A 22788-nucleotide genomic window follows, 5' to 3' on the forward strand; every position below is an offset into this window, starting at 1 on the left:
TTTACATTCATATGCTCGCTGTCCAGTGACAGTACCCGCGGTCCCAGGAATTAACCAGGGTCAATTCCGCGGTGTGCGACAACCACGTTACCCGCGTCACATGTGAGCCAGATCACCGTCGAGCGGCGCTCCGGTGACCGGATTCGGTCCATCCCGCGGCCCGGTTCTAGGCTTGCGGCATGGCCCAGGACCTGACGATCCCTGACAACCTCAAGCCGCGCGACGGCCGCTTCGGGTGCGGCCCGTCGAAGGTCCGGCCCGAGCAACTGACGGCACTCGCCGAGGCCGGCCACCTCTTCGGCACCTCGCACCGACAGGCCCCGGTGAAGAACCTCGTCGGCCGGGTCCGCGACGGCTTGCGCGAACTGTTCTCCCTGCCCGAGGGGTACGAGGTGATCCTCGGCAACGGCGGGTCGACCGCGTTCTGGGACGCCGCCGCGTTCGGCCTCGTCGACAAGCGTTCGCTGCACCTGACCTACGGCGAATTCAGCGCGAAGTTCGCCTCGGCGGTCGCCAAGAACCCGTTCGTCGGCGATCCCGTGGTGATCAAAGCCGACGCCGGCAGCGCACCGGCGCCGGTGTCCGATCCGTCGGTCGACGTCATCGCCTGGGCGCACAACGAGACCTCGACGGGCGTCGCCGTTCCCGTGCAGCGGCCCGCCGACTCCGGCGGCGCGCTGGTCGTCATCGACGCGACGTCCGCGGCCGGCGGCCTGCCGGTCGACATCACCGCCGCCGACACCTATTACTTCGCACCGCAGAAGAACTTCGCCGGCGACGGCGGGCTGTGGATCGCGCTGATGTCCCCCGCCGCGCTCGCCCGGGTCGACGCCATCGCTGCGGCGGGCCGGTGGGTGCCCGACTTCCTGTCCCTGCCGATCGCGATCGAGAACAGCGTCAAGAACCAGACCTACAACACGCCCGCGATCGGCACGCTGGTGCTGCTGGCCGAGCAGATCGACTGGCTGCTGGGCAACGGCGGGCTGGACTGGGCCACCAAGCGGACCGCGGACTCGTCGGAGCGGCTCTACTCGTGGGCCGACGCCTCGGACTTCGCCACCCCGTTCGTCAGCGATCCGGCGCTCCGGTCCGCGGTGGTCGGCACCGTCGACTTCACCGACCAGGTCGACGCCGCGGCCGTCGCCAAGACGCTGCGCGCGAACGGCATCGTCGACACCGAGCCCTACCGCAAGCTCGGGCGCAACCAGCTGCGTGTCGGGATGTTCCCCGCCGTCGACCCCGACGACGTCAGCGCGCTGACGGCCTGCGTCGACTGGGTCGTGCAGCGCTTGTAGCGACTGCCGCGTGTCACCGCGGTAACGGGCAGATAACGCAGTAGGGTGACCGCGTATCGGGCTCAGCGCAGCCCGGAGGAGGTCGCCATGCGGGAACTGAAGGTCGTCGGACTCGACGTCGACGGCAAGCGGATCATCTGCGAATCCGACGACTCCGCGGAGAAGTTCGTCCTGCGCTCAGACGAGCGACTCAAGGCCGCGGTGCGCGGCGACCGGGTCGCCTCGAACCAGACCACGATCGATGTCGAGGTGCCGAACATGCTGCGCCCCAAAGATATTCAAGCCAAGATCCGCGCAGGAGCCTCGGTCGAGCAGGTAGCCGCCGCCGCGGGCGCGGACATCGCGCGGGTCGAACGCTTCGCCCATCCGGTGTTGCTGGAGCGCTCCCGCGCCGCCGAGCTGGCCACCGCGGCGCATCCCGTGCTGGCCGACGGACCGTCGGTGCTCACGCTGCTGGAGACGGTGACCGCCGTGCTCATCGCGCGCGGACTCGATCCGGAGTCGACGAACTGGGACGCCTGGCGCAACGAGGACGGCCGCTGGACCGTGCAGATGGCGTGGAAGGCGGGACTGTCCGACAACGTCGCGCACTTCCGGTATGCGCCGGGCGCGCACGGCGGCACCGTGACGGCGTTCGACGATGCGGCCTGCCAGCTGATCGACCCGAATTACGCGCGGCCCTTGCGGCCCCTCGCGCCGGTGGCGCAGCTGGCTCTCGAAGAGCCGGAACCCGCTCCGGCGCCCGAACCCGAAGCCGAAGCCGAAGCGGTGGAGGTCGATCAGCCTGTGCCTGCGGCCAAGCCGGCCCGTCCGCGCAAGCAGCGGCCGACGGTGCCGGCCTGGGAGGACGTGCTGCTAGGCGTGCGCTCCAGCGGCGGCCAGCGCTAACAGTCCGACCCACGCGCCGGCCACGCCGACGCCGGCACCGAGCACGAACCACCGCCACACCGGAACCCGGCGCCACCCCCACACCGTGGGCGCCAGCCCACCGACGGCGACGAGATTGAGCCCGATCGCCAGCAGCGGGTGCACCCGCGCCAACCCGATGCTCAGCACGACGATGGCGGCGCCGAGCACGGCGGCGACGAACGCCGCGACCGTCAGGCCGGTGCCCCACGGCGTCGGCTCGCCCGTACTCACGGCGCGAGCCTATCCCGCTCGTAGAACGCCAAAGCCGCAGCCGTGGCGACGTTGAGCGAATCCGTGCCGCGCGACATCGGGATGCGGGCCCGGACATCGCACGCCCGCATCGTGTGCTCGGCCAGACCGGGACCCTCGGCGCCCACCAGGATCGCGACCCGGCGCCCTGCCGACTCACCGATCGCTTGGGCGAGTGTGTGCGCGCCGGGGTCGGGCGTCATCGCGACCAGCTGAAAGCCGTTGTTCCGCAGCAGGTTCAACTCCTGCGGCCACTGCGTGGCCCGGGCGAAGGGCACCAGCAGCGCATGCCCCATCGAGACCCGCACGGCCCGCCGGTAGAGCGGGTCGGCGCAGCCGCTGCCGAAGACCACCGCCCCGACCCCCAGCCCGGCGGCGTTGCGGAAGATGGAGCCGAGGTTCTCGTGATCGTTGACGCCCTCGAGCACCGCGATCGTCGCGGCGTTCTCGATCACCTGCGGCACCGTCAGCTCGGCGGCCCGCGACGCCGACGCGAGCACGCCGCGGTTGAGGTGGAAGCCGACCACGTCGGCCATCACCTCAGCGCTGACGCGGTAGTACGGCGCGCCGAGGCCCTCCAGATCCGCGCGCAGTTCGCCGAGCCGCCGGTCGGTGCCCAGCAGCGCCCGCGGTCGGAACCGGGAGGCCAGCATGCGCTGCACCACCAGCACCCCCTCGGCGATGACCAGTCCCTTGCCGGTGGGCAGGTCGGGCCTGCGGTCGACGCTGTTGAGATCGCGGAAATCGTCGAGGCGCGCATCGGCGGGATCGTCGATGTCGACGACGTCGACCGGTCCGGTTTCCACGGCGCTCGACACTACCGACGCCTGGTGGGCGATCGGCTACGTTGGGTCCGATGACCGCACCGCCCGAACCGCCCCCGCTGCCGCGTGCGCTGCTCGCGCCGTGGCCGGTGATCGTGGTGATCACCTGCGGTTGGCTGATCGCCACGCTGCTGGCCTTCACCGTCGGCGCGCTGGAGTCGTGGCGGCCGGTGACGATCGCGGGACTGGGCGTCGGCGTCCTTGGCACGTCGATCTTTCTATGGCAACGTCACGCCGTGCGTCGCGGCTCCCGCGGCGCACAGAGTGGCTTGGACTGACCCGACACCCACGAGAAGGGGACGACGTCATGGCGGCGCCGATTTTGCAAGCGCAGATCGACATCAACGCACCGGTTTCCACGGTGTGGAAACTGGTCTCGGACCTGGACCGGATGCCGCAGTGGAGTCCGCAGTGCCGGTTCATGAAGGCTCTCGGCGGGCTGCGCCCGGGGGCGCGCACCATCAACATGAACCGCCGCGGGCGGCTGTTCTGGCCGACGACCTGCCGCATCACCGAACTGGTGCCCGAGCAGAAGCTCGCCTTCCGGGTCAACGAGAACAACACCGTGTGGAGTTATGAACTCGAGCCCACCGAGGCCGGCACCCGGCTGATCGAGACCCGCAACGCCGAGAACGGCACGAAGGCGATGTCGACGTTCCTGGTGGGCAAGTTCATGGGCGGCGTGCCGAGCTTCGAGCAGGAGCTCGTCGACGGCATGAACGCATCGCTGGCCCGGATCAAGGCCGCCGCCGAGAACTAAGCCTGGTCGGTGCGTTCCACCAGGTCCAGCACGCCGTCGTCGAACGGGTCGTAGAGCGGCGAACCGGCCCCCTGCGGTGCCGGGGTGTCGGAGTGCGCGCCGCACCCGTATTCGGCGTCGACGACGTGTCCGTCGGCGGCGTATTCGTTGGCGCACACACCGAACATCACGCCCAGCGCTCCGCCGAGCGGCAGGTAGAAGCCGCAGTCGCGGCACATCCGGCGCGTCGCGCGCGCCATCGCCGAACCCGGCCCGTGGTCACCGTCGTGCCAGCGTTGCGCGGCGTCGTTGCGGCCCCACAGGCTCAGCACCCGGCGCCGGCCCAACCCGACCTCGACCGCCACCTCGTCGATCTGCGGATCGCCGGTGGCCATGAAGCCGGGCACCAGCCGCGGATCGTCGGCCGGGGGCGCCAGCAGGTCGCCGGGACTCAGATCGCCGGCCCGGACGCGTTCCTCCCAGGGCACCCACTTGGGCGCCAGCAGCGCGGTCGGTCCGGGAACCAGCACCACCTCGCTGATCGTGGCGTGTGTCGCGCCCGGCGATGCCGCCACCACGACCGCCCACTGCCATCCGCGGTAGCCGGGCATCTGCGCGAGGAACCGGTGGGTGGCCGATGCGGGGCCTTCGAATCCGGCGCCCAGGTACTCGCCGACGGTCTCCTCGCCGCTGAACTCCGCGATCGCCGCGCGGGCGACGTCGACCGCGCCGCGCAGGATCGCCTCCACCTCGGCGGACATCGGCTCGGGCTCGATCACCTCGGGCTCGGCCACCTCGGGCTCGGTCGGCGCAGCCTCGGAATCCGTCGCCTCGGGCTCGGACGTCGGCTCGGCCTCGGGCGCCGCCGCCTCGGCGTCAGGCGCCGTCGGCTCGGGCACGAGCCCGGCCTCGGGTTCGGCCTCGTGCGGAGGGGGTTCGGTCACGCTGTCCATCGGTGTTCATCTTGCCCGACAGGGACCGGAGCTAGCCACACCGGTTGCCTGCACGCCCGGTGTCGCCGCCATGGGGGAGAATCGACTCGTGACAGGAGCGCGGCGCGACCACCCGGACCCCGAGGGTCCGCCCGGCGGACGCTACTACCCTCCGCGCCCACCCGCCGGGGAGCATCCCGGGATGGCCAACTACCCGAGTGATCCGGTGGCCGCGCCCGGCCGGCGCCGGTCGTCGACGGCCAACGGGAGCGCCAACCGGTGGCTTCCCCCCCTCGACGATCACGCCCGTCGCCGCGACTATGACCGCTTCGACGCGGACAGGTCGGGGGCGACCGAAGGCGAGAAGGTGACCGTCACACGCGCAGCCGCGCAGCGCAGCCGTGAGATGGGGTCGAAGATGTACGGGCTGGTGCACCGGGCGGCCACCGCCGACGGCGCCGACAAGTCCGGTCTGACCGCGCTGACGTGGCCGGTGGTCGCGAACTTCGCCGTCGACGCCGCGATGGCGGTCGCCCTGGCCAACACGTTGTTCTTCGCCGCCGCGACCGGGGAGAGCAAGAGCCGCGTCGCTCTCTACCTCCTGATCACCATCGCCCCGTTCGCGGTGATCGCCCCGCTGATCGGGCCCGCACTGGATCGCCTGCAGCACGGCAGACGGGTGGCGCTGGCCGCGTCGTTCGCCATGCGCACCGCGCTCGCGGTCATCCTCATCGCCAACTTCGACAGCGCGACCGGCAGCTTCCCGTCCTGGGTGCTCTATCCCTGCGCACTGGGGATGATGGTGCTGTCGAAATCGTTCTCGGTGCTGCGCAGCGCGGTGACGCCGCGGGTATTGCCCCCGACGATCGACCTCGTCCGGGTGAACTCGCGGTTGACGATGTTCGGCCTGCTCGGCGGCACCATGATCGGTGGCGGCGTCGCGGCCGCGGCGGAGTGGGGTTTCCAGCTGTTCCGGATGCCCGGCGCGCTCTACGTGGTGGTGGCGGTCTCGATCGCGGGCGCCGTACTGGCGATGCGCATCCCGAAGTGGGTCGAGGTCACCGAGGGCGAGGTGCCGGCGACCCTGAGCTACCACGGTCAGACGGCCGGACTGCGTCGCGGGCCCGCGCCCAGCGCGAAGGCGCGACAACCCTTGGGCCGCAACATCATCACCGCGCTGTGGGGCAACTGCACCGTCAAGGTGATGGTCGGTTTCCTGTTCCTGTATCCGGCGTTCGTCGCCAAGGCGCACGACGCGAGCGGCTGGGAGCAGTTGCGCATCCTCGGGCTCATCGGTGCGGCGGCGGCCATCGGCAACTTCGCCGGGAACTTCACCGCGGCGCGGCTGAAGCTGGGCCATCCCGCCCAGTTGGTGGTGCGCTGCGCCGTCGCGGTGACGGCGATGTCGCTGGCCACCGCGCTCACGGGCAACCTGCTGGTGGCTGCGGCGACCACCCTGGTCACCTCGGGTGCGAGCGCGATCGCCAAGGCGTCGCTGGACGCCTCTCTGCAGGACGATCTGCCCGAGGAGTCGCGGGCGTCGGCGTTCGGGCGGTCGGAATCGCTGCTGCAACTCGCGTGGGTGGTGGGCGGTGCGACGGGTGTGCTGATCTACACCGAGTTGTATGCCGGCTTCACCACCATCACCGCGCTGCTCATCCTCGGTCTGGCCCAGACGGTGTTCAGCTACCGCGGCGAGTCGCTGGTGCCGGGGCTGGGCGGCAACCGCCCGGTGCTCGCCGCCGCCGAGGGTGTCCGCGCCGAACCGGCGGTGACCCGCGAGTGAAACGCATTGTCGCTGCGCTCGCGGCAGTCGCCCTGATCGCGTCGATCGGCACCGGTGTGCTGGTGTGGCGGCTCACCCGCGACCGCGCACCGGACCTGCCCGAGATCTCCGCCTACTCCTCCGGACACCTCGCCCGTGTGGGCCCGTACCGGTTCTGCCAGGTGCTCAACCCCACTGACTGCGTGGTGCCCGGGGACCAGGGTGAGGTGCCGGTGACGGGCCGCCACCCCGTGCAACTGTCACTGCCCCCCGCGATCGCGAAGGCGCCGTGGGTGCTGCTGCGCGCCTACGAGGACGGCGATGTCGTCGAGGAGTTCCGCCCCGATTCCCGTCTCGCGGTGACCATTCCCACCGTCGACCCGCAGCGCGGGCGGCTCACCGGATTCGCGGTGCAGCTGCCCACCCTGGTGCGTGACCAGGAGGGCAACGAGTTTCCGGTGCCGCACGCCGAATGGTCGGTACGCACGGTCTGGCGCTGATCAGCCGGCACCGCCGAACGTGCACTCACGGTAGCGGGCGACGCGTGCCAGCTACCGTGGAGGCACGTTCGCGAGCTGGTCAGTCGGCGCCGTGGCCGGCGGGCACCTGTTCGCCCTCGCGGGTCGGACCCGGCGGGGTGCCGTCCCCGAAAGGCCTGCCGCCCAATGCTTCTCGGCCGTGCGGAGTGAACCAGTTCGACAGGTCCGGCCCCTTGGGCACGACACCGGTGGGGTTGATGTCGCTGTGCACGATGTAGTAGTGCTGCTTGATCTGGACGAAGTCGGTGGTGTCCCCGAAGCCCGGCGTCTGGAACAGGTCGCGCGCATAGGCCCACAGCACGGGCATCTCGGAGAGCTTGCTGCGGTTGGTCTTGAAGTGCCCGTGATAGACGGGGTCGAAGCGCGCCAGCGTGGTGAACAACCGCACGTCGGCTTCGGTGATGGTGTCCCCCACCAGATATCGCTGATCGGCGAGCCGGTCGGAGAGCCAGTCGAGCGCGGTGAACAGCCGGTCGTAGGCCTTCTCGTAGGCGCGCTGCGAACCGGCGAAGCCGCACCGGTACACGCCGTTGTTGACCTCGGTGTAGATGCGCTGGGCCACTTCGTCGATCTCCGTCCGCAGCGGCTCGGGATAGAGCTGCGGCGCGCCGTCGCGGTGATGGGCGGTCCACTCGGTGGAGAAGTCGAGGGTGATCTGCGCGAAGTCGTTGGTCACCACCTCACCGGTCGGCACGTCGACGATCGCGGGCACGGTGATGCCCTTCGGGTAGTCGGCGATGCGCTTGTTGTAGGCGTCGCGCAGGTAGTGGATGCCGAGCACCGGGTCGACGCCGCCGGGGTCCAGGTCGAACGTCCAGCTGCGCTCGTCATGGGTGGGTCCGCAGAACCCAATGGAGAGAACGTCTTCCAACCCCAGGAGCCGGCGCACGATGATCGTGCGGTTCGCCCACGGACACGCGCGTGCGACGACGAGGCGGTAGCGACCCGGTTCGACGGGGTAAGCGTCGCGGCCGTCGGCGGTGATGCGGGTCGTGATGTAGTCGGTGTCACGCTGGAAATCGCCGTCGGAGGACGACGGGTCGGCGACGTAGCTCATGACACAGTCATACCCCGCCGGGCCGACCGTCAGGCGTCGAGTTCGCGCGCGACGGCCTTGACGACCTCCGACACGCGGCGCGCCACCTTGCGATCCGGGTAGCGCCCCTTGCGCAACTCGGGCTGCACCGCGCCCTCGAGCAGCGTGATCATGTCCTCGACCATGCCGTGCAATTCGTCGGGGGTGTGCTTGTGCTCGGCGGCCGTGGCCTCGCGGCGGGTCCGGGTCAGGCTCGGCGGCGGGTCGATCAGCTTGAGGCTCAGGGCCTGCGGGCCGCGGCGTCCGGCGGCGACACCGAACTCGACGCGCTGGCCCGCCTTGAGACCCTCGACACCGGCGGGCAACGCCGAGGAACGCACGTACACGTCCTCACCGTCTTCCTGCGAGAGGAACCCGAAGCCCTTCTCCGCGTCGTACCACTTCACCCGGCCGGTCGGCACTGGTCTCACCTGCTTGTCTGTCTGAGCCGATATGTCTGCCGCCCATCGTGGGTACAGACTCTTCACATAGAGGAAGCGCCCCGCCTGCGTCGGGACGCGTCGTGGGAGATCCTACTCGGACGTCGCCGCAGCCAGCACCCCCTTATGTCGGTAGGCTGCAATCACCGCTGGAGGAAGAGATGCGCCTGATCCTGAACGTCATCTGGTTGATCTTCGGTGGCCTGTGGCTGGCGCTGGGGTACGTACTCGCGGCGCTGATCTGCTTCGTGCTCATCATCACCATCCCCTTCGGTTTCGCGGCGCTGCGTATCGCGCTCTACGCGCTGTGGCCGTTCGGCCGCACGATCGTCGACAAGCCCGGGGTGCGCCCGGGCGCCCTGGTCGGCAACATCATCTGGCTGATCGTCGCCGGGGTGTGGCTGGCGATCGGGCACATCATCACCGCCGTCGCGATGGCGATCACGATCGTGGGCATCCCCCTGGCGCTCGCCAACCTGAAGCTGATTCCGGTGTCGCTGATGCCGCTCGGCAAGGAGATCGTGCCCGTCACCGGCGGGCGCGACGCCGCCCAACCTGTGTTCGGCGTGACCCGGTGAGCGTTGTCGCCCTCGGGGTGCCGTCGGTGCGCGGGCCGGTGTCGGGCGCACCCGCCGACGGACCCCTGGTCGACACCTTCGGCCGCGTCGCGACCGATCTGCGGGTGTCGCTGACCGACCTGTGCAACCTGCGCTGCACCTACTGCATGCCCGCCGAGGGCCTCGACTGGATGCCGGCCGAGCAGAAGCTGCGGGTCGACGAGCTGATCCGGCTGCTGGACATCGCGGTGACCCGGCTCGGCATCACCAGTGTGCGGTTCACCGGCGGCGAACCGCTGGTGGTCCCCCACCTCGAGGACGTCGTCGCGGCGACGGCGGCGCTGCGGCCGCGTCCGGAGATCACGCTGACGACCAACGGGATCGGGCTCGCCGGGCGCGCGGGCGCGCTGAAGAGCGCCGGCCTGAACCGCATCAACGTCTCGCTCGACACCGTCGATCCGCAGCGGTTCGCGGCGATCACGCGCCGCGATCGCCTGGACGCGGTGCTGGCCGGCCTGCGCGCGGCCCGGGCCGCCGGGCTGTCGCCGGTGAAGGTCAACGCGGTCCTGGACCCGGTCACCGGGCTCGACGACGCGGTCGCCCTGCTGCGGTTCTGTCTGGCACACGGCTACCAGCTGCGCATCATCGAGCAGATGCCGCTGGACGCAGGCCATTCCTGGCAGCGCGAGCGGACCCTGAGTGCGGACGACATCCTGGCCGCGCTGCGGCGGGAGTTCACGCTGACCCCGCATCCGGGGCCGCGCGGCTCCGCTCCCGCCGAGTTGTGGCAGGTGCGGTCGGACACCGGCGCCGACGCGGCCGTACTCGGCGATGTCGGGATCATCGCGTCGGTCTCGCACGCGTTCTGCGCCAGCTGTGACCGGTCCCGGCTCACCGCCGACGGCCAGGTCCGCAACTGCCTGTTCGCCCGCGACGAGACAGACCTGCGGGCTCTGCTGCGCAGCGGCGCCGATGACGATGCGCTCGAGGCGGCCTGGCGGGCCGCGATGTGGGCCAAGGCCGCCGGGCACGGCATCAACGATCCCGGTTTCGTGCAGCCGGACCGTCCGATGAGCGCGATCGGCGGCTGAGGGGTGGGCGTGACTGTGCGGTATTTCGCCGCGGCGCGCGCCGCGGCGGGCGTCGAGCACGAGACCGTCGAGCTGCACCCGGGCGCGACGGTCTCCGACCTGGTCGATACCCTCCGGTCGCGCGGCTCGGCGCTGTCGGCGGTGCTGGCGCGGTGCTCTTATCTCCGGGACGGAGTCGCGGTGCGCGACACGCGCACTCCGCTCGGCGACGGGCAGACGGTGGACGTGTTACCACCGTTCGCCGGGGGGTAGATGACCGAATGAGCCAGGAGTATTCCGTGATTTACGTCACATCACGGAATGGTCACGAGATGGCTACGGCGAGGTAGAGACGCGCCGCACCTGCAGGAACAATGCTCCCTGCAGGGATTTTAGAGATTTTTTAGTATTTGCCGTGGCCAACGACACGACGGTGGACACGAGGTGACGGGACCTTGGCGAGCCGTTACGGTCTTGAACCAGGCCGATCGCCCCCACTTTGACCGGCCCGCCGCGTGCCAACTGCGCCGAACTCCATCCGTTGGTCCGCGGGGACAACGAGACCCAACCTGGATGGAGGCGGGGGACCCACCGGTCCACCGAAACAGAAGGACCAGGAGCCGATTCGGTTCCTTGGGGTGAAGCCGACGTCGTTTCGACGCCGCCGGCCGGGCGACCTCTCCAGCCCGAACCCGACAGCTGACCTCGCGGGCGCATACGAGAGGACCTCGCGCACTTATGAGTGGACGGCATCGCAAGCCCACCAATTCAGCAGTAAGCGTCGCCAAGATCGCCGTCACCGGCGCTGTCATCGGCGGCGGCAGCCTGGCGCTGGCCGGTACCGCCGGCGCGGCGACCGACAACGAATGGGACCGGGTCGCCAGCTGCGAGTCCGGTGGCAACTGGGCGATCAACACCGGCAACGGCTACCAGGGTGGCCTGCAGTTCTCGCAGAGCACCTGGTCCGGGCACGGCGGTGGAGAGTTCGCGCCGGCCGCCCATCTGGCCACCAAGGAAGAGCAGATCGCCGTCGCCGAGCGCGTGCTGGCTTCTCAGGGCAAGGGCGCCTGGCCCTCGTGCGGCGGGCCGCTCTCCGCCGCAACGCCCCGCAATGTGGTGAACGAGGCTCCGCCGGCCCCGGTCGATCCGCTCGGCCTCAACGGTCTGCTGCCTCCTCCCCCGCCGGCCGATCCGCTCGCGCCGCCGCCGCCCGCTCCGTTCGATGCGATGTCCGCTCAGGCGCCGCTTCCTCCGCCGCCCGTGGATCCGCTTGCCGCGCCGCCGGCCCCGGAGGCCCTTCCTCCGGCTCCTGCGCCGATGGACGCCCCGCTTCCTCCGCCGCCGGGCGATCCGTTGCCGCCGGCCCCCGCGCCCGTCGACGCCGCGCCGCTGGATGCGCCGCTTCCTGCACCGGCTCCGCTGCCCGACGCCGCACCCCCGGTCGTCGACGTCGCGAACATCGCGCCGGCCGATGCCCCGCCGCCCGTCGATGCGCCCCCGCCGGCCGAGCCCGTCGTGGCCGCCGCCGACTGGGATGCCGCGCAGGGTCCCGCGCCCGTGGATCAGCCCCAGGTGTGGGCGCTGCACCCCGGCGACCTCCCGCAGCAGCCCGCGCCCGCGGACCCCGCCGTCCCGCTGCCCCCGGCTCCGGCGCCCGCACCCGCGCCGAACGTCGTCGCCGCCCCGGCGCCCGATCCGCTGGCTCCGCTCGCCGCGGCCGCTGCCGTGCCCGGCCCGGCCTACGACATCGCCAACCAGGCCGTGTCCGGCGATCTCCCGCTTCCGGACGGGATGCCCCACCTCGTCAGCCCGGAGAATCTCCCGCCCGGGACCACGGTCGATCCGAGTCAGGTGACCGACCAGAGCCCGAACGTGACGTACCTGAAGGACATCTGGCACGCCATCCAGACTCAGGAGATCTCGGGCAAGGACGCGCTGCTCGCACTCACGCAGCGTCCGCTGACCAGCGGTCCGGCGGCGCTGGACCCGGTCGCCCCGCCCGCTCCCGGCGCCCCGGTTCCTCCCGGTGCACCGTTGCCCGCGCCGGCGCCTGCGCCTGCGCCCGCCCCGGTTCTGCCGCCGGCCTGAGGCCCGCTAGGCGGAGTTGACCCATTCGTCGGTGCCGTCGGCGAAGAACTGGTGTTTCCACACCGGTAGCTGTTCTTTGACGCGGTCCACCAGACGCGCGCACGTCTGAAAAGCCGCGCCGCGATGGTCGGCGGCGACCACCGCGATCAGCGCTGCGTCGCCGATCTGCAGGCTGCCGACGCGGTGGCTGACCGCGATGGCGCGTACGCCCTCGCTGTCGGCGGCGACTGCGGCCACGACGTCGGCGAGTGTCTGACCCGCCGACGGGTGCGCCGAGTACTCCAGCCGCAAGACGGAGCGGCCGCCGTCGTGATCACGCACCACCCCGGCGAACGACACCACGGCCCCGGCGGCGTGATGCGCCACCAGCGCCTCGTGTTCGGCCACGTCGATCGGGCGATCGGTGAGTTCGGCACGCACGACGGCGGTCATTGCGGATGGTCCTCACCTCGGAGTTGATCGAGCGCATGGCCGAGGACGTCCTCGAGAACACCGAGCCCGTCGCGCACCCCACCTAGCGAACCGGGGAGATTCACGATCAGGGTGCGGCCGGCGACCCCGCAGACGCCCCGAGACAGGATCGACGTCGGCACGTGCGGCAACCCGGAACGTCTGATCGCGTCGGCCAGTCCCGGTACCTCGTAGTCGACGAGTTCGGCAGTGATCTGAGGCGTCGAGTCCGTCGGCGAGATGCCGGTGCCGCCGGAGGTGATCACGACGTCCGGGCCGTCGGCGAGCGCGGCGCGCAGCGCGGCGGCGACCGGCGCGCCGTCGGCGACCACGACGGGTGCCGGCGTGGCGATGGCACGGGCGTTGAGCCAGTCGGCGATGACGGGGCCGCAGCGATCCTCGTACACGCCCGACGACGCCCGGGTGGACGCGATGACGACCACGCCCGTGCGGGCCGAGGTCACCGCGCCTCTGGCTCTCCGGTCGAGCCGACGCTCGACCACGTGCCGGTCTTGCCGCCCTCTTTGTGCAGCACGCGGATGTCGTCGATCGTGGCCGCCCGGTCGACGGCTTTGATCATGTCGTAGACGGTCAGCGCGGCCACGCTGACGGCGGTCAGCGCCTCCATCTCCACTCCGGTGCGGTCGGTCGTCCGGACGGTCGCCGTGATGCCGACCTCGGCGCCGCCGATGGTGAAGTCGATGTCGACGCCGGTGATGGCCAGCGGATGGCACAGCGGGACGAGGTCGCTGGTCCGCTTGGCAGCCAGGATCCCCGCGACGCGGGCGGTGGCCAGCGCATCACCCTTGGGCAGGCCGTTCGTACTGATGAGGTCGACGACGTCGGAGCGGGTACGCACCGTGCCCGCGGCCACCGCGACGCGCTTCGTGGCGTCCTTGGCGGTGACGTCGACCATGTGGGCGGCGCCGGTCTCGTCGAGGTGCGAGAGGCGGTCCGCCATCGCTACTTGTTGATGACGGTCGAAGACTGGATGAACGGCAGTTCTTCGGCCGGCAGCGGGAACGTGATGTCGCCGAACGGCGAGAGGGCCCCGGTGCGGTCGGCGGCCAGCTCACTGACGGCGTGGTCGTCGGCGTCACTCGTGGGCCAGCCCGGATCGACGTAACGGTTCTTCTTGTCATCAGCCACGGGAGACATTGTGGCAGGCCGATCGCCGGCTGGCGAGCGTGGGAGGCTGCTTTACGCTGGTCAGGATGAGCGCGAAGAGCCCCGGCATGCCGCTGGGCGTGTGGTTGGCCGAGCGCGGCGACGACGAACTGGTCCGGCTGCTGCGTCTGCGGCCCGATCTCACCCAGCCCCCACCGGGCACGATCGCGGCATTGGCCGCCCGCGCGGCGGCGCGGCAGTCGATCAAAGCGGCCACCGACGACCTCGACTTCCTGCACCTCACCGTGCTCGACGCCCTGCTGACCCTGCACGCCGACAGCGGCGCCGTGACCTTCGCCGCGCTTGACAAAGCCCTCGGCGGACGCGCCGACGACTCCGTGCTGCGGGCGGCCGTCGGCAACCTCACCGAGCGCGCTCTGGTGTGGGGCGACACCGAGGGCGCGGGCGCGCTGCGGGTCGCGGCCGAAACCGCCAACTGTCTGCCCTGGTACCCGGGACAGGCGACGCTGGAGCCCGACGCGATGTCCGGCGCCGAGGTCGTCGAGGCGATCGGCGCACTCGACGCTGCAGAGCGCGATCTGCTCGACAGGCTGCTGGAGGGTTCGCCGATCGGCCGGACCCGCGACGCCCTGCCCGACGCGCCGCCGGACCGGCCGGTGCAACGACTGCTCAGCGCGGGACTGTTGCGTCGCCTCGACGCCGACACGGTGATTCTTCCGCGGCTGGTCGGGCAGGTGCTGCGCGGCGAGTCGCCGGGCCCGGTGAGTCTGGTCCGACCGGACCCGACGGTCTCGACCACCACCACTGCCGACATCGACGCGGTGGCGGCCGGTGCCGCGCTCGACCTTCTGCGCGAGGTCGAGCTGATCCTCGAAACGCTCAGCGCCGCACCGGCTCCCGAGTTGCGCAGCGGCGGTCTCGGCGTTCGGGAGGTCAAGCGGCTCACCAAGGCGACCGGTGTCGACGAGCGCCGACTCGGCCTGATCCTCGAGATCGCGCTCTCGGCCGGGCTGATCGCGGCGGGTATCCCCGAGCCGGACCCGACCGACGCGGCCGGCTCCTCCTGGGCCCCCACCGTGGCCGCGGACCGGTTCATCGAATCACCGACCGCGGTCAAGTGGCACCTGATGGCGTCGGCGTGGCTCGATCTGCCGGGCCGCCCCAGCCTGGTCGGCGCTCGCGGTCCCGACGGGAAACCCTATGCGGCGCTGTCTGATTCGTTGTTCTCCACGGCTGCGCCACTGGACCGCAGGCTGCTGCTCACGCTGCTGGCGGACCTGCCGCCGGGGTCGGGGGTCGACGCCGGGAGCGCTTCGCGGGCGCTGGTGTGGCAGCGGCCCCGATGGTCGGCGCGGCTGCAGCCCGATCCGGTGGCCGACCTGCTGACCGAAGCCCACGCGGTCGGCGCGGTCGGCCGCGGCGCAATCGCCGGCCCGATGCGGCGACTGCTCGCCGGAGACGGTGACGACGCCGTCGTCGCCGCGATGGACAAGGCCCTCCCCAAGCCGATCGACCACTTCCTGCTCCAGGCCGACCTGACGGTCATCGTTCCGGGACCGCTCGAACGCGCCCTGGCCGAGCAGTTGGGCGCGGTGGCCACGGTGGAGTCGGCCGGCGCGGCGATGGTCTACCGGATCGACGAGGCGTCGGTGCGGCGGGCCCTGGACACCGGGAAGACGGCGGGCGAACTGCATGCGCTGTTCGCGCGCCACTCCAGAACGCCTGTGCCGCAGGCATTGACGTACCTGATCGACGATGTCGCGCGACGGCACGGGCAGCTCCGGGTCGGCATGGCGTCCTCGTTCGTGCGGTGCGAGGACGCGGCGCTGCTCGCGGCGGCGGCTGCGGCGCCGGCCACCGAGGCGGTCGAGTTGCGCCTGCTGGCCCCGACCGTCGCGGTGTCGCAGGCCCCGATCTCCGAGGTGCTGGCCGCCCTGCGCAGAGCGGGTTTCGTGCCGGCCGCCGAGGACACCACCGGCGCGATCGTGGACCTGCGCAGCCGCGGCGCCCGCGTTCCCGCCCCGGGACGCCGGCGCGCCTACCGGCCCAACGCCACCCCGACGGACCAGACCCTCGCCGCGATCGTCGCGGTGCTCCGCAAGGTCGCCGCGGCGCCGGCATCCGGGTTGCGTCTGGATCCGGCAGTCGCGATCTCGGAGTTGCAGCAGGCGGCCCACCATCAGGAGTCGGTGGTGATCGGCTACGTCGATCCGGCGGGTGTGGCCAGTCAACGGGTGGTTGCGCCGATCAACGTCCGCGGCGGCCAGTTGACCGCGTACGACCCGGCTTCGGGCCGGGTCCGCGAGTTCGCGATCCACCGGGTGACCTCGGTGGTGTCGGCGGACTCGGGCTGAGCGGGTTAGATCGCGGACACCGTCGTCAGCACGATCCCGGCGATCGCGGCGTCGAGACTCGAGTCGTCGGTGACGTTCACCGTGATCGTGCGGATGACAGGGAGCAGTCCGCCCACCTGGGTCGCTTTGAAGGTGACCGCCTCGAGCGCCTGCTTGTACTGCGCGATCGTCGCCGTTCCGGACAGCTTCAACTCGCCCGTGCCCACCGTGTACACCGCCGTGATGGGGTTACCCGCGATCGGCGTATAGGCCAGGGTGTCGCCGGTCTTTCGATTGGCGGTGATCGTCACTGTCGCGCCGGTCAGCACCGAGGAGTCGGTGTCGGTGATGGTGGCCAACGTGATTGGCTTGACCGTGTTGTTGACCTTCACGACGGTCGCGCCCACGGTCGCGATCAACGGCCGGTCCGGGTTCTTGACGGCCACCAGCACCGTGCCCGGGACAAGCGCGCCCAGGTTCGAGTCGTCGACGACGTCGATGCTGACGGTGCGGCCGAGCAGGCCCAGAGTGGTGGCGGTGAACGTCACCGACTCCAGTGCCGCCTCGTAATCCGCCTTGCTCGCGGTGCCCGTGAGCGTCAGCGTGTCGGTGCCGTTCCACGTTCCTGAGATCGGAATGCCGTCCAGTGTTGCGAAACTCAAGGTATCGCCGGACTGCCGGCCCAGCGTGATCTTCACGGTGGCACCGCTCAGCACGTCGGAGTCGAGATCGCCGATCGTCACCGTCGGCGCGAGCTTCACCCCGGTCTTGCCGATCGTGTAGGTCGGCGGCAGCGACAACACCGTCACCGAGGGCGGCAGTGGCGTCAACGTGTTGACCAGAACGGCACCTGGAATCGGATTGGTGTCGCCGTCGGCTTCGGTGACCGTGATCGTCACCGTCCGGGTGAGACCGAGTTGCGTTGCGCTGAAGGCGATCTGTTTCAGTGCCGCCTCGTAGTCCGCGACACTGGCCGTCCCCGACAGTGTCAGGGTGTAGGCGTTGGTCTGCACGACGTCGATGGTTCCCGCCGGCCCGGTGTAGGTCAGCTTGTCGCCGCTCAGGCGCGCCAGTGCGGCGATCGTGACGACGGCTCCGGTCAGTTGATCATCGTCGGCGTTGGCGATGTCCACGGAGGAGACGACCTTGACCGGCGGCTTGCCCAGCGTGTACACGGGCGCGCCCAGTGCCGTCACTGTCAACGGAAGCTCGATGACGACCGGCGGCAGCACCAGGAGGGTGGCGGGCGTGCCGGGTCCGGTGACGTCGTCGGTGTCGGTCAGGGACACCGTCACGATCCTGCTCGCCAGCCCGAGATCGGTGGCGCTGAACGTGATCGCCTTCAGCGCCGCCTCGTAGTCGGCCTTCGACGCCACACCGGACAACGTCAGCGTGTCGGTGCCATCCCACGATCCGGTGATGGTGATGCCCTGCGGTGCAACGTAGTCCAACGTGTCACCGGTCTTCAGGCCCGCGGTGATCTTCACCGTCGCGCCCTTCATCGAGCCCGAGTCCAGATCGGTGATCTCGGCGACCGACAACAGCTTGACGGGATTGCCGCCCAGGGTGAACGGCGTGAGCCCGCCGACCGCGAGCACGGTCGGCGGCAGCTTCACGACGATGCCGGGCACCACGGTGACGAGTGCCGGCGTCGCGAGGATGCCGCTGACATCTTGCTCGTCGGTGAGGGTGATGCCCACGCCGCGGACGGCGAGTCCCAGGTCTGTCGCGCTGAACGTGATGGCCTTCAACGCCGTCTCGTAGTCGGCTTTGGAGGCGAGCCCGGTCAACGTCAACGTGTCGACACCGTTCCACACCCCGTCGATGTCGATGCCTTGCGGCTTGACGTAGGTGAGAGTGTCGCCGTCCTGGCGGCCGGTGTTGATCTTGACGACCGCGCTCTTCAGCGAATCCGAATCCGGGTCGAGGATCTCGGCGACCGACAGCAGCGGGATCGGGTCCCCACCGAGGGTGTACGGCAACAGGTTCCCGACCGCGATCACCGACGGCGGGAGCTGCACGATGGGGTCGACCACGAAGGACACCGTCTGGGTGTAGTTGTCGGGCTGAGCCAGTCCGAACAGCCGTGCCACCGAGTGCAACACCCTCAGGAAGCCGAGGTCTTCGGAGTCGTCCCTGATGACCACCTGGAACTCGACGGGCACCGAGTCACCTACCACAGGCACGGTCGGGGTGTAGACGAAGGTGCCGGTGATCGGGTCGCGGAACACCAGGCCGGAGTCTGGCTGGACGATGTCGTAGGTCAGTGGGTCGCCGTTCGGATCCTCGGCGTCGATGGTGATCAGTACCTGGCCGGTGAGGATCTGCGAGGTGGTCACCGAGTGCACCACCGGGGTCTTGTTGAAGAACGTATGGCTGATCAGCCGTCGCACGTAGGCCAGCACGGCGTCGGTCACCGGCGAGGACACCGGCGCCGCCGGGTCCACCAGCGGCGCAATGAAATTCGACACCACCGCGCCGACCACGTTGACGGTGGCACTCTTCTCGGCGACGGGTTCTGTGGGCGCCGGAGCGGATTCGGCCACCGACATCGTGACGGTCTTGCGGGCTGCCCAGCGCGACGGGGTGGGCGGCGCGGCAGGCGCATCGGCGACGGTCCCCACCTCGATGGGCGTGGCGTCGGTGGCGGCGGTTTCGTCGGCGCCGGTGGCCGCTTCCTCGTCGGCAGAGGGCGTTTCGGCCTCGACCACGGCCGACCGGGTGTGAAGGCGCGGGAAGCGCTTCTTCACGGCCTCGCCCGAGGGCGCTTCGTCGGACGGGTCCTCGGCGGACTCGCCGCCGGAGGGATCGTCGGACGGCTCATCGGATCCGGACGGTTCGTCAGCGTCGGCGTGGTCGTCGGAGTCGTTGCGCGTATCCGTGTCCGTGCTGGAGCCGGACGACCCGGTGTCGTCGGCCTTCGCATCGCGCGCCGACCCGGTCGACGGCCCCGTGTCCGTGGTCTTCGCCGGCGAGGTGGCCGATGTGGTGTCCGTGTCGCTCTCCGCGGCGGCGACACCCGTCGCGGAGTGAGCGACGGCGAGCCCGATCCCCAGCGAGACGGCCAGCGCACCTACCCGCCCGATGTGCGCGGCGTAGCTCGGACTCGTCGGGCGCGCGTGACGCCGCGATGCGGCGGGACGCGCGTCATCGAGAAGATCCTTCGCCGCCCAGAACTCTCGGTTCGGCGATCCCGACCGCGACATCCGATGTCCGACAGGTTTCCCATTCATGCGCCCGGCCTCCGTCATACGCCCAGACCCCCGTGTCTGTTCGCCCCCGCGACTGATAGCTGGGCACGTGTAGACCATGGCCGACCGACACCCCGCGAAGCTGACCTTAAGGCAAATTGACGTGGCTGACTACGGTTTCTGAGAACTCGTTCTCAGGATCCACATCAAGCAACGTCTTTGATGGGCTTTTAGTGAGCGTATCGTCTGTCAGCAAATTTTGATCGAGACGCCTCGTGTCGCCGTACCCCGTCGCACACACCGCGATCACACCGGATACGCAACCCCGCTTGCCACATGGTCCGGTCCGGGACCGACCCGCCGACGTCGCCCTCAGATGTTTGCCGTCAGCCACGCCACCGGCAGTCGTCACAGCAATCCGGATAATGGGCAGGATGACTTCCCACCGAGGCCCGGCATGACCGACGGCCCACTGATCGTCCAGTCGGACAAGACCGTGCTGCTCGAGGTCGACCACGAGCAGGCGGGCGCCGCCCGCGCCGCGATCGCCCCCTTCGCCGAGCTCGAGCGCGCGCCCGAGCACGTGCACACCTACCGCATCACCCCGCTGGCGCTCTGGAACGCGCGCGCCGCCGGTCACGACGCCGAGCAGGTCGTCGACGCGTTGGTGTCGTTCTCGCGATACGCCGTCCCGCAGCCGCTGCTCGTCGACATCGTCGACACCATGGCCCGCTACGGCCGTCTGCAGTTGGTGAAGCATCCGGCGCACGGCCTGACATTGGTCAGCTTCGACCGCGCCGTGCTCGAGGAGGTGCTGCGCAACAAGAAGATCGCCCCGATGTTGGGCGCTCGCATCGACGACGACACCGTCATCGTCCACAACAGCGAGCGTGGCCGCGTCAAGCAGATGTTGCTGAAGATCGGATGGCCGGCCGAGGATCTGGCGGGCTACGTCGACGGCGAGGCGCACCCCATCGACCTCGAACAGAACGGCTGGGAACTCCGCGATTACCAACAGATGGCGGCCGACTCCTTCTGGGACGGCGGATCCGGCGTCGTGGTGCTGCCGTGCGGCGCGGGCAAGACGTTGGTCGGTGCCGCCGCGATGGCGAAAGCCGGTGCCACGACGCTGATTCTGGTCACCAACACCGTCGCGGGGCGACAGTGGAAGCGGGAACTGATCGCGCGGACGTCGCTGACCGAGGAGGAGATCGGTGAGTACTCCGGAGAGAAGAAGGAGATCCGCCCGGTCACGATCGCGACCTATCAGGTGATCACCCGGCGCACCAAGGGTGAGTACAAGCATCTCGAGCTGTTCGACAGCCGCGACTGGGGGCTGATCGTCTACGACGAGGTGCATCTGCTTCCGGCGCCGGTGTTCCGGATGACGGCCGATCTGCAGTCGCGTCGGCGGCTGGGCCTCACCGCGACGTTGATCCGCGAGGACGGGCGCGAGGGCGACGTTTTCTCGCTGATCGGACCCAAGCGTTACGACGCGCCGTGGAAGGACATCGAGGCGCAGGGCTGGATCGCGCCCGCCGAATGCATCGAGGTTCGCGTCACGATGACCGACAACGAGCGCATGCTGTACGCGACCGCCGAACCCGAGGAGCGCTACAAGCTCTGCGCGACCGCACACACCAAGATCGCCGTGGTGAAGTCGATCCTCAACCGGCACCCTGACGAGCCGACGCTGGTGATCGGCGCCTACCTCGACCAGTTGGACGAGCTGGGCGCTGAACTGGACGCCCCGGTGATCCAGGGGTCGACGAAGACGGCTGAGCGTGAGACGCTGTTCGACGCGTTCCGGCGGGGTGAGATCCGGACGCTGGTCGTATCGAAGGTGGCGAACTTCTCCATCGACCTTCCCGAGGCCAGTGTCGCCGTTCAGGTCTCGGGGACGTTCGGGTCGCGCCAGGAGGAGGCCCAGCGCCTGGGCCGGTTGCTGCGGCCCAAGGCCGACGGCGGCGGGGCAGTGTTCTACTCCGTCGTGTCGCGGGACAGCCTCGACGCCGAGTACGCCGCGCACCGCCAACGGTTCCTCGCCGAGCAGGGCTACGGATACGTCATCAAGGACGCCGACGACCTGCTCGGACCGGCCATATGACCGTCGGACGCGTGGTGCCGGTCGTCTCGGTGACCGACCTGCCCACCGCCGTCGCCCAGTACCACGCGGTGCTCGGGCTCGACGTCGTGATGGACCACGGCTGGATCGTCACGCTGGCCGATCCCGGCCACCGCCACCAGCTCAGTCTGCTGAGCCGCGACGCGACGGCAACGGTCAATCCGACGGTGTCGATCGAGGTCGACGACGTCGACGACGCGTACCGCAGCGCAGTGGCCGCCGGGTTGCGCATCGTGCACCCGCTCTGCGACGAGGAGTGGGGGGTACGCCGATTCTTCTTCGCCGACGCCGTCGGCAACGTCGTCAATGTGCTCTCGCACCGTGCCCAATCCCGCTGAGAGTGCGCGCCGAGGTCGCAGACCGGCTAGCCTCATTCCTCGAGTCGGGACGAGCTCAGAGCACGGCAAAGGAACCCATGACCACTCATAGGCGAGACCAGCGCATACGCGCTCGGAGCGCGCTGCGCGCCGCCGGCGTCGCCGCGGCGTTGACGTTCGGCGCCCTCGTATCGGCTCCCTTGGCGATGTCACAGCCGGTCCCGACGCCGGTTCCCGGACCCGACGGCGCGCCGCCGCCTCCGGGCCAGCCGGTGGCAGTCCCGGTCGATCCCGCGGTAGCCGCCCCTGCTCCGCCGCCGCCGGTCGGCCCGCCCATGGTGCCGGAGATCCCGAACGCGCAGTACGGCTCGGGCGACGGTCCCCTGGGCTTCCTGCGGGACGCGTGGCACCAGGCGCAGGATCCGTACAACTTCATGGGCACCGCCACCATGCAGAATCTGCCGCCGGCGGGCGCCCCGCCCCCGGGTGCCGGCCCGCCGCCGCCGCTGCCGCCGGGCTTCACGTCGCTCAACGCGCCGGGTTCGGAAACCGCCGCGGCCCCGACCGAGGGTGGCGGTGGCGCCCCGGCGCTGCCGCCCGGCTACTACCCCGTCAACGGGCCCATGCCGCCCGGATACGAGTGGGGTGTGCCGCCACCGCCGCCGCCGCCCGACCCCAACGCGCCGAAGCCGTACGTGCCCGTGGTGTCGCCGCCCCCGCCACCACTGATCCCGCCGCAGTAGCGCCGGGCCGCCGGTACGG

General features: G+C 70.3%; 24 protein-coding genes and 1 riboswitch. Of the genes, 14 read left to right on the top strand and 10 right to left on the bottom strand.

The annotated features are described in order from the left end of the window. The first annotated feature begins 179 nt into the window (after positions 1-179). A complete protein-coding gene (gene serC / locus MCHLDSM_RS33085) occupies positions 180-1295 on the top strand; it encodes a phosphoserine transaminase (protein ID WP_048473905.1) in 1116 nt (371 codons plus the stop codon). A gap of 87 nt (positions 1296-1382) precedes the next feature. Next, on the top strand, positions 1383-2183 hold the full coding sequence (gene sepH / locus MCHLDSM_RS33090) for a septation protein SepH (protein ID WP_048474189.1): 801 nt from the start codon (positions 1383-1385) through the stop codon (positions 2181-2183). Here the strand turns inward: sepH and MCHLDSM_RS33095 are convergent. Together MCHLDSM_RS33095 and MCHLDSM_RS33100 are read right to left on the bottom strand one after the other, a co-directional pair. Beyond that, entirely contained in the window at positions 2151-2435 is a 285-nt protein-coding gene (locus MCHLDSM_RS33095) for a DUF2537 domain-containing protein (protein WP_048473906.1), read from the bottom strand. The two genes, sepH and MCHLDSM_RS33095, sit on opposite strands and share 33 nt — an antisense overlap. Then, complete coding sequence (locus tag MCHLDSM_RS33100) at positions 2432-3259, bottom strand: TrmH family RNA methyltransferase (protein ID WP_063840669.1); 828 nt, start codon at positions 3257-3259, stop codon at positions 2432-2434. Before MCHLDSM_RS33100 ends, MCHLDSM_RS33095 begins: the two co-directional genes overlap by 4 nt. Before the next feature lie 50 nt (positions 3260-3309). Between MCHLDSM_RS33100 and MCHLDSM_RS33105 the strand changes: the two genes are divergently transcribed. Next, on the top strand, positions 3310-3555 hold the full coding sequence (locus MCHLDSM_RS33105) for a DUF2530 domain-containing protein (RefSeq protein ID WP_048473908.1): 246 nt from the start codon (positions 3310-3312) through the stop codon (positions 3553-3555). Positions 3556-3584: 29 nt separating this feature from the next. Continuing rightward, positions 3585-4037: an SRPBCC family protein gene (locus tag MCHLDSM_RS33110; RefSeq protein ID WP_048473909.1), complete on the top strand. Its 453-nt coding sequence runs from the start codon at positions 3585-3587 to the stop codon at positions 4035-4037. Here MCHLDSM_RS33110 and MCHLDSM_RS33115 read toward each other — a convergent pair. Beyond that, positions 4034-4777, bottom strand: a complete 744-nt coding sequence (locus MCHLDSM_RS33115) for a DUF3027 domain-containing protein (protein ID WP_048474190.1) — start codon at positions 4775-4777, stop codon at positions 4034-4036. The two genes, MCHLDSM_RS33110 and MCHLDSM_RS33115, sit on opposite strands and share 4 nt — an antisense overlap. Positions 4778-5057: 280 nt before the next feature. On the opposite strand from MCHLDSM_RS33115, the gene MCHLDSM_RS33120 reads away from it, so the two are divergent. Both MCHLDSM_RS33120 and MCHLDSM_RS33125 read left to right on the top strand, forming a co-directional pair. Then, positions 5058-6734 carry an MFS transporter gene (locus tag MCHLDSM_RS33120; RefSeq protein ID WP_407661918.1) on the top strand — a complete coding sequence of 559 codons (1677 nt, stop codon included), beginning with the start codon at positions 5058-5060 and terminating at the stop codon, positions 6732-6734. After that, complete coding sequence (locus MCHLDSM_RS33125) at positions 6731-7213, top strand: DUF2771 domain-containing protein (RefSeq protein WP_048473910.1); 483 nt, start codon at positions 6731-6733, stop codon at positions 7211-7213. The genes MCHLDSM_RS33120 and MCHLDSM_RS33125 overlap by 4 nt, the downstream gene beginning before the upstream one ends. 79 nt (positions 7214-7292) lie before the next feature. Here the strand turns inward: MCHLDSM_RS33125 and MCHLDSM_RS33130 are convergent, their stop codons facing one another. Both MCHLDSM_RS33130 and MCHLDSM_RS33135 read right to left on the bottom strand, forming a co-directional pair. Beyond that, the gene (locus tag MCHLDSM_RS33130) at positions 7293-8309 is read right to left on the bottom strand and encodes a glutathione S-transferase family protein (RefSeq protein ID WP_048473911.1); all 1017 of its coding nucleotides are present in this window, start codon (positions 8307-8309) and stop codon (positions 7293-7295) included. 29 nt (positions 8310-8338) lie between these two features. Next, a complete protein-coding gene (locus MCHLDSM_RS33135) occupies positions 8339-8749 on the bottom strand; it encodes a cold-shock protein (protein ID WP_048419732.1) in 411 nt (136 codons plus the stop codon). Between the two features lie 179 nt (positions 8750-8928). On the opposite strand from MCHLDSM_RS33135, the gene MCHLDSM_RS33140 reads away from it, so the two are divergent. The 4 genes from MCHLDSM_RS33140 (at position 8929) to MCHLDSM_RS33155 (ending at position 12482) form a co-directional block, all read left to right on the top strand. Continuing rightward, positions 8929-9345 (top strand): YccF domain-containing protein, encoded by a 417-nt coding sequence (locus tag MCHLDSM_RS33140; protein ID WP_048473912.1) that lies wholly within the window; start codon positions 8929-8931, stop codon positions 9343-9345. After that, complete coding sequence (gene moaA / locus MCHLDSM_RS33145; protein ID WP_048473913.1) at positions 9342-10415, top strand: GTP 3',8-cyclase MoaA; 1074 nt, start codon at positions 9342-9344, stop codon at positions 10413-10415. The genes MCHLDSM_RS33140 and moaA overlap by 4 nt, the downstream gene beginning before the upstream one ends. Before the next feature lie 3 nt (positions 10416-10418). Further along, a complete protein-coding gene (locus MCHLDSM_RS33150) occupies positions 10419-10667 on the top strand; it encodes a MoaD/ThiS family protein (RefSeq protein ID WP_048473914.1) in 249 nt (82 codons plus the stop codon). Between the two features lie 278 nt (positions 10668-10945). Then, positions 10946-11123: riboswitch (cyclic di-AMP (ydaO/yuaA leader) on the top strand. 9 nt (positions 11124-11132) lie between these two features. Further along, positions 11133-12482: a transglycosylase family protein gene (locus MCHLDSM_RS33155; RefSeq protein ID WP_048473915.1), complete on the top strand. Its 1350-nt coding sequence runs from the start codon at positions 11133-11135 to the stop codon at positions 12480-12482. A 6-nt stretch (positions 12483-12488) separates the two neighbouring features. Here the strand turns inward: MCHLDSM_RS33155 and MCHLDSM_RS33160 are convergent, their stop codons facing one another. Genes MCHLDSM_RS33160 through MCHLDSM_RS33175 form a run of 4 tightly spaced genes read right to left on the bottom strand, consistent with a single transcriptional unit; the run spans position 12489 to position 14090 of the window. After that, complete coding sequence (locus MCHLDSM_RS33160) at positions 12489-12914, bottom strand: molybdenum cofactor biosynthesis protein MoaE (RefSeq protein WP_048473916.1); 426 nt, start codon at positions 12912-12914, stop codon at positions 12489-12491. After that, positions 12911-13396, bottom strand: coding sequence for a MogA/MoaB family molybdenum cofactor biosynthesis protein (locus MCHLDSM_RS33165; protein ID WP_048473917.1), 486 nt, complete (start codon positions 13394-13396; stop codon positions 12911-12913). The genes MCHLDSM_RS33160 and MCHLDSM_RS33165 overlap by 4 nt, the downstream gene beginning before the upstream one ends. Next, a complete protein-coding gene (moaC, locus tag MCHLDSM_RS33170; RefSeq protein ID WP_048473918.1) occupies positions 13393-13893 on the bottom strand; it encodes a cyclic pyranopterin monophosphate synthase MoaC in 501 nt (166 codons plus the stop codon). Before moaC ends, MCHLDSM_RS33165 begins: the two co-directional genes overlap by 4 nt. A 2-nt stretch (positions 13894-13895) precedes the next feature. Then, positions 13896-14090 (bottom strand): hypothetical protein, encoded by a 195-nt coding sequence (locus MCHLDSM_RS33175; RefSeq protein WP_048420995.1) that lies wholly within the window; start codon positions 14088-14090, stop codon positions 13896-13898. Between the two features lie 56 nt (positions 14091-14146). On the opposite strand from MCHLDSM_RS33175, the gene MCHLDSM_RS33180 reads away from it, so the two are divergent. Beyond that, positions 14147-16414 (top strand): helicase-associated domain-containing protein, encoded by a 2268-nt coding sequence (locus tag MCHLDSM_RS33180; protein WP_048473919.1) that lies wholly within the window; start codon positions 14147-14149, stop codon positions 16412-16414. A gap of 5 nt (positions 16415-16419) precedes the next feature. On the opposite strand, the gene MCHLDSM_RS33185 is transcribed toward MCHLDSM_RS33180, so the two are convergent. Next, entirely contained in the window at positions 16420-19626 is a 3207-nt protein-coding gene (locus MCHLDSM_RS33185; RefSeq protein ID WP_234714267.1) for an MSCRAMM family adhesin SdrC, read from the bottom strand. Between the two features lie 415 nt (positions 19627-20041). Between MCHLDSM_RS33185 and MCHLDSM_RS33190 the strand changes: the two genes are divergently transcribed. From MCHLDSM_RS33190 to MCHLDSM_RS33200, 3 genes are all read left to right on the top strand, one after another. Further along, entirely contained in the window at positions 20042-21691 is a 1650-nt protein-coding gene (locus MCHLDSM_RS33190; protein WP_048473920.1) for a DNA repair helicase XPB, read from the top strand. Beyond that, positions 21688-22047, top strand: coding sequence for a VOC family protein (locus MCHLDSM_RS33195; RefSeq protein WP_048473921.1), 360 nt, complete (start codon positions 21688-21690; stop codon positions 22045-22047). Before MCHLDSM_RS33190 ends, MCHLDSM_RS33195 begins: the two co-directional genes overlap by 4 nt. A gap of 77 nt (positions 22048-22124) precedes the next feature. Next, positions 22125-22769: a hypothetical protein gene (locus MCHLDSM_RS33200; protein ID WP_048473922.1), complete on the top strand. Its 645-nt coding sequence runs from the start codon at positions 22125-22127 to the stop codon at positions 22767-22769. Positions 22770-22788: the final 19 nt, after the last annotated feature.

Source organism: Mycolicibacterium chlorophenolicum (assembly GCF_001044235.1).
In the GTDB taxonomy this organism is placed as follows: Bacteria; Actinomycetota; Actinomycetes; order Mycobacteriales; family Mycobacteriaceae; genus Mycobacterium; species Mycobacterium chlorophenolicum.

Coding starts and splice junctions, on each gene's coding strand:
- serC (WP_048473905.1), top strand. CDS start 180: ATGGCCCAGGACCTGACGATCCCTGACAACCTCAAGCCGCGCGACGGC.
- sepH (WP_048474189.1), top strand. CDS start 1,383: ATGCGGGAACTGAAGGTCGTCGGACTCGACGTCGACGGCAAGCGGATC.
- MCHLDSM_RS33105 (WP_048473908.1), top strand. CDS start 3,310: ATGACCGCACCGCCCGAACCGCCCCCGCTGCCGCGTGCGCTGCTCGCG.
- MCHLDSM_RS33110 (WP_048473909.1), top strand. CDS start 3,585: ATGGCGGCGCCGATTTTGCAAGCGCAGATCGACATCAACGCACCGGTT.
- MCHLDSM_RS33115 (WP_048474190.1), bottom strand. CDS start 4,777: ATGTCCGCCGAGGTGGAGGCGATCCTGCGCGGCGCGGTCGACGTCGCC.
- MCHLDSM_RS33130 (WP_048473911.1), bottom strand. CDS start 8,309: ATGAGCTACGTCGCCGACCCGTCGTCCTCCGACGGCGATTTCCAGCGT.
- MCHLDSM_RS33140 (WP_048473912.1), top strand. CDS start 8,929: ATGCGCCTGATCCTGAACGTCATCTGGTTGATCTTCGGTGGCCTGTGG.
- MCHLDSM_RS33155 (WP_048473915.1), top strand. CDS start 11,133: ATGAGTGGACGGCATCGCAAGCCCACCAATTCAGCAGTAAGCGTCGCC.
- MCHLDSM_RS33160 (WP_048473916.1), bottom strand. CDS start 12,914: ATGACCGCCGTCGTGCGTGCCGAACTCACCGATCGCCCGATCGACGTG.
- moaC (WP_048473918.1), bottom strand. CDS start 13,893: ATGGCGGACCGCCTCTCGCACCTCGACGAGACCGGCGCCGCCCACATG.
- MCHLDSM_RS33175 (WP_048420995.1), bottom strand. CDS start 14,090: ATGTCTCCCGTGGCTGATGACAAGAAGAACCGTTACGTCGATCCGGGC.
- MCHLDSM_RS33180 (WP_048473919.1), top strand. CDS start 14,147: ATGAGCGCGAAGAGCCCCGGCATGCCGCTGGGCGTGTGGTTGGCCGAG.
- MCHLDSM_RS33185 (WP_234714267.1), bottom strand. CDS start 19,626: ATGAATGGGAAACCTGTCGGACATCGGATGTCGCGGTCGGGATCGCCG.
- MCHLDSM_RS33190 (WP_048473920.1), top strand. CDS start 20,042: ATGACCGACGGCCCACTGATCGTCCAGTCGGACAAGACCGTGCTGCTC.
- MCHLDSM_RS33195 (WP_048473921.1), top strand. CDS start 21,688: ATGACCGTCGGACGCGTGGTGCCGGTCGTCTCGGTGACCGACCTGCCC.
- MCHLDSM_RS33200 (WP_048473922.1), top strand. CDS start 22,125: ATGACCACTCATAGGCGAGACCAGCGCATACGCGCTCGGAGCGCGCTG.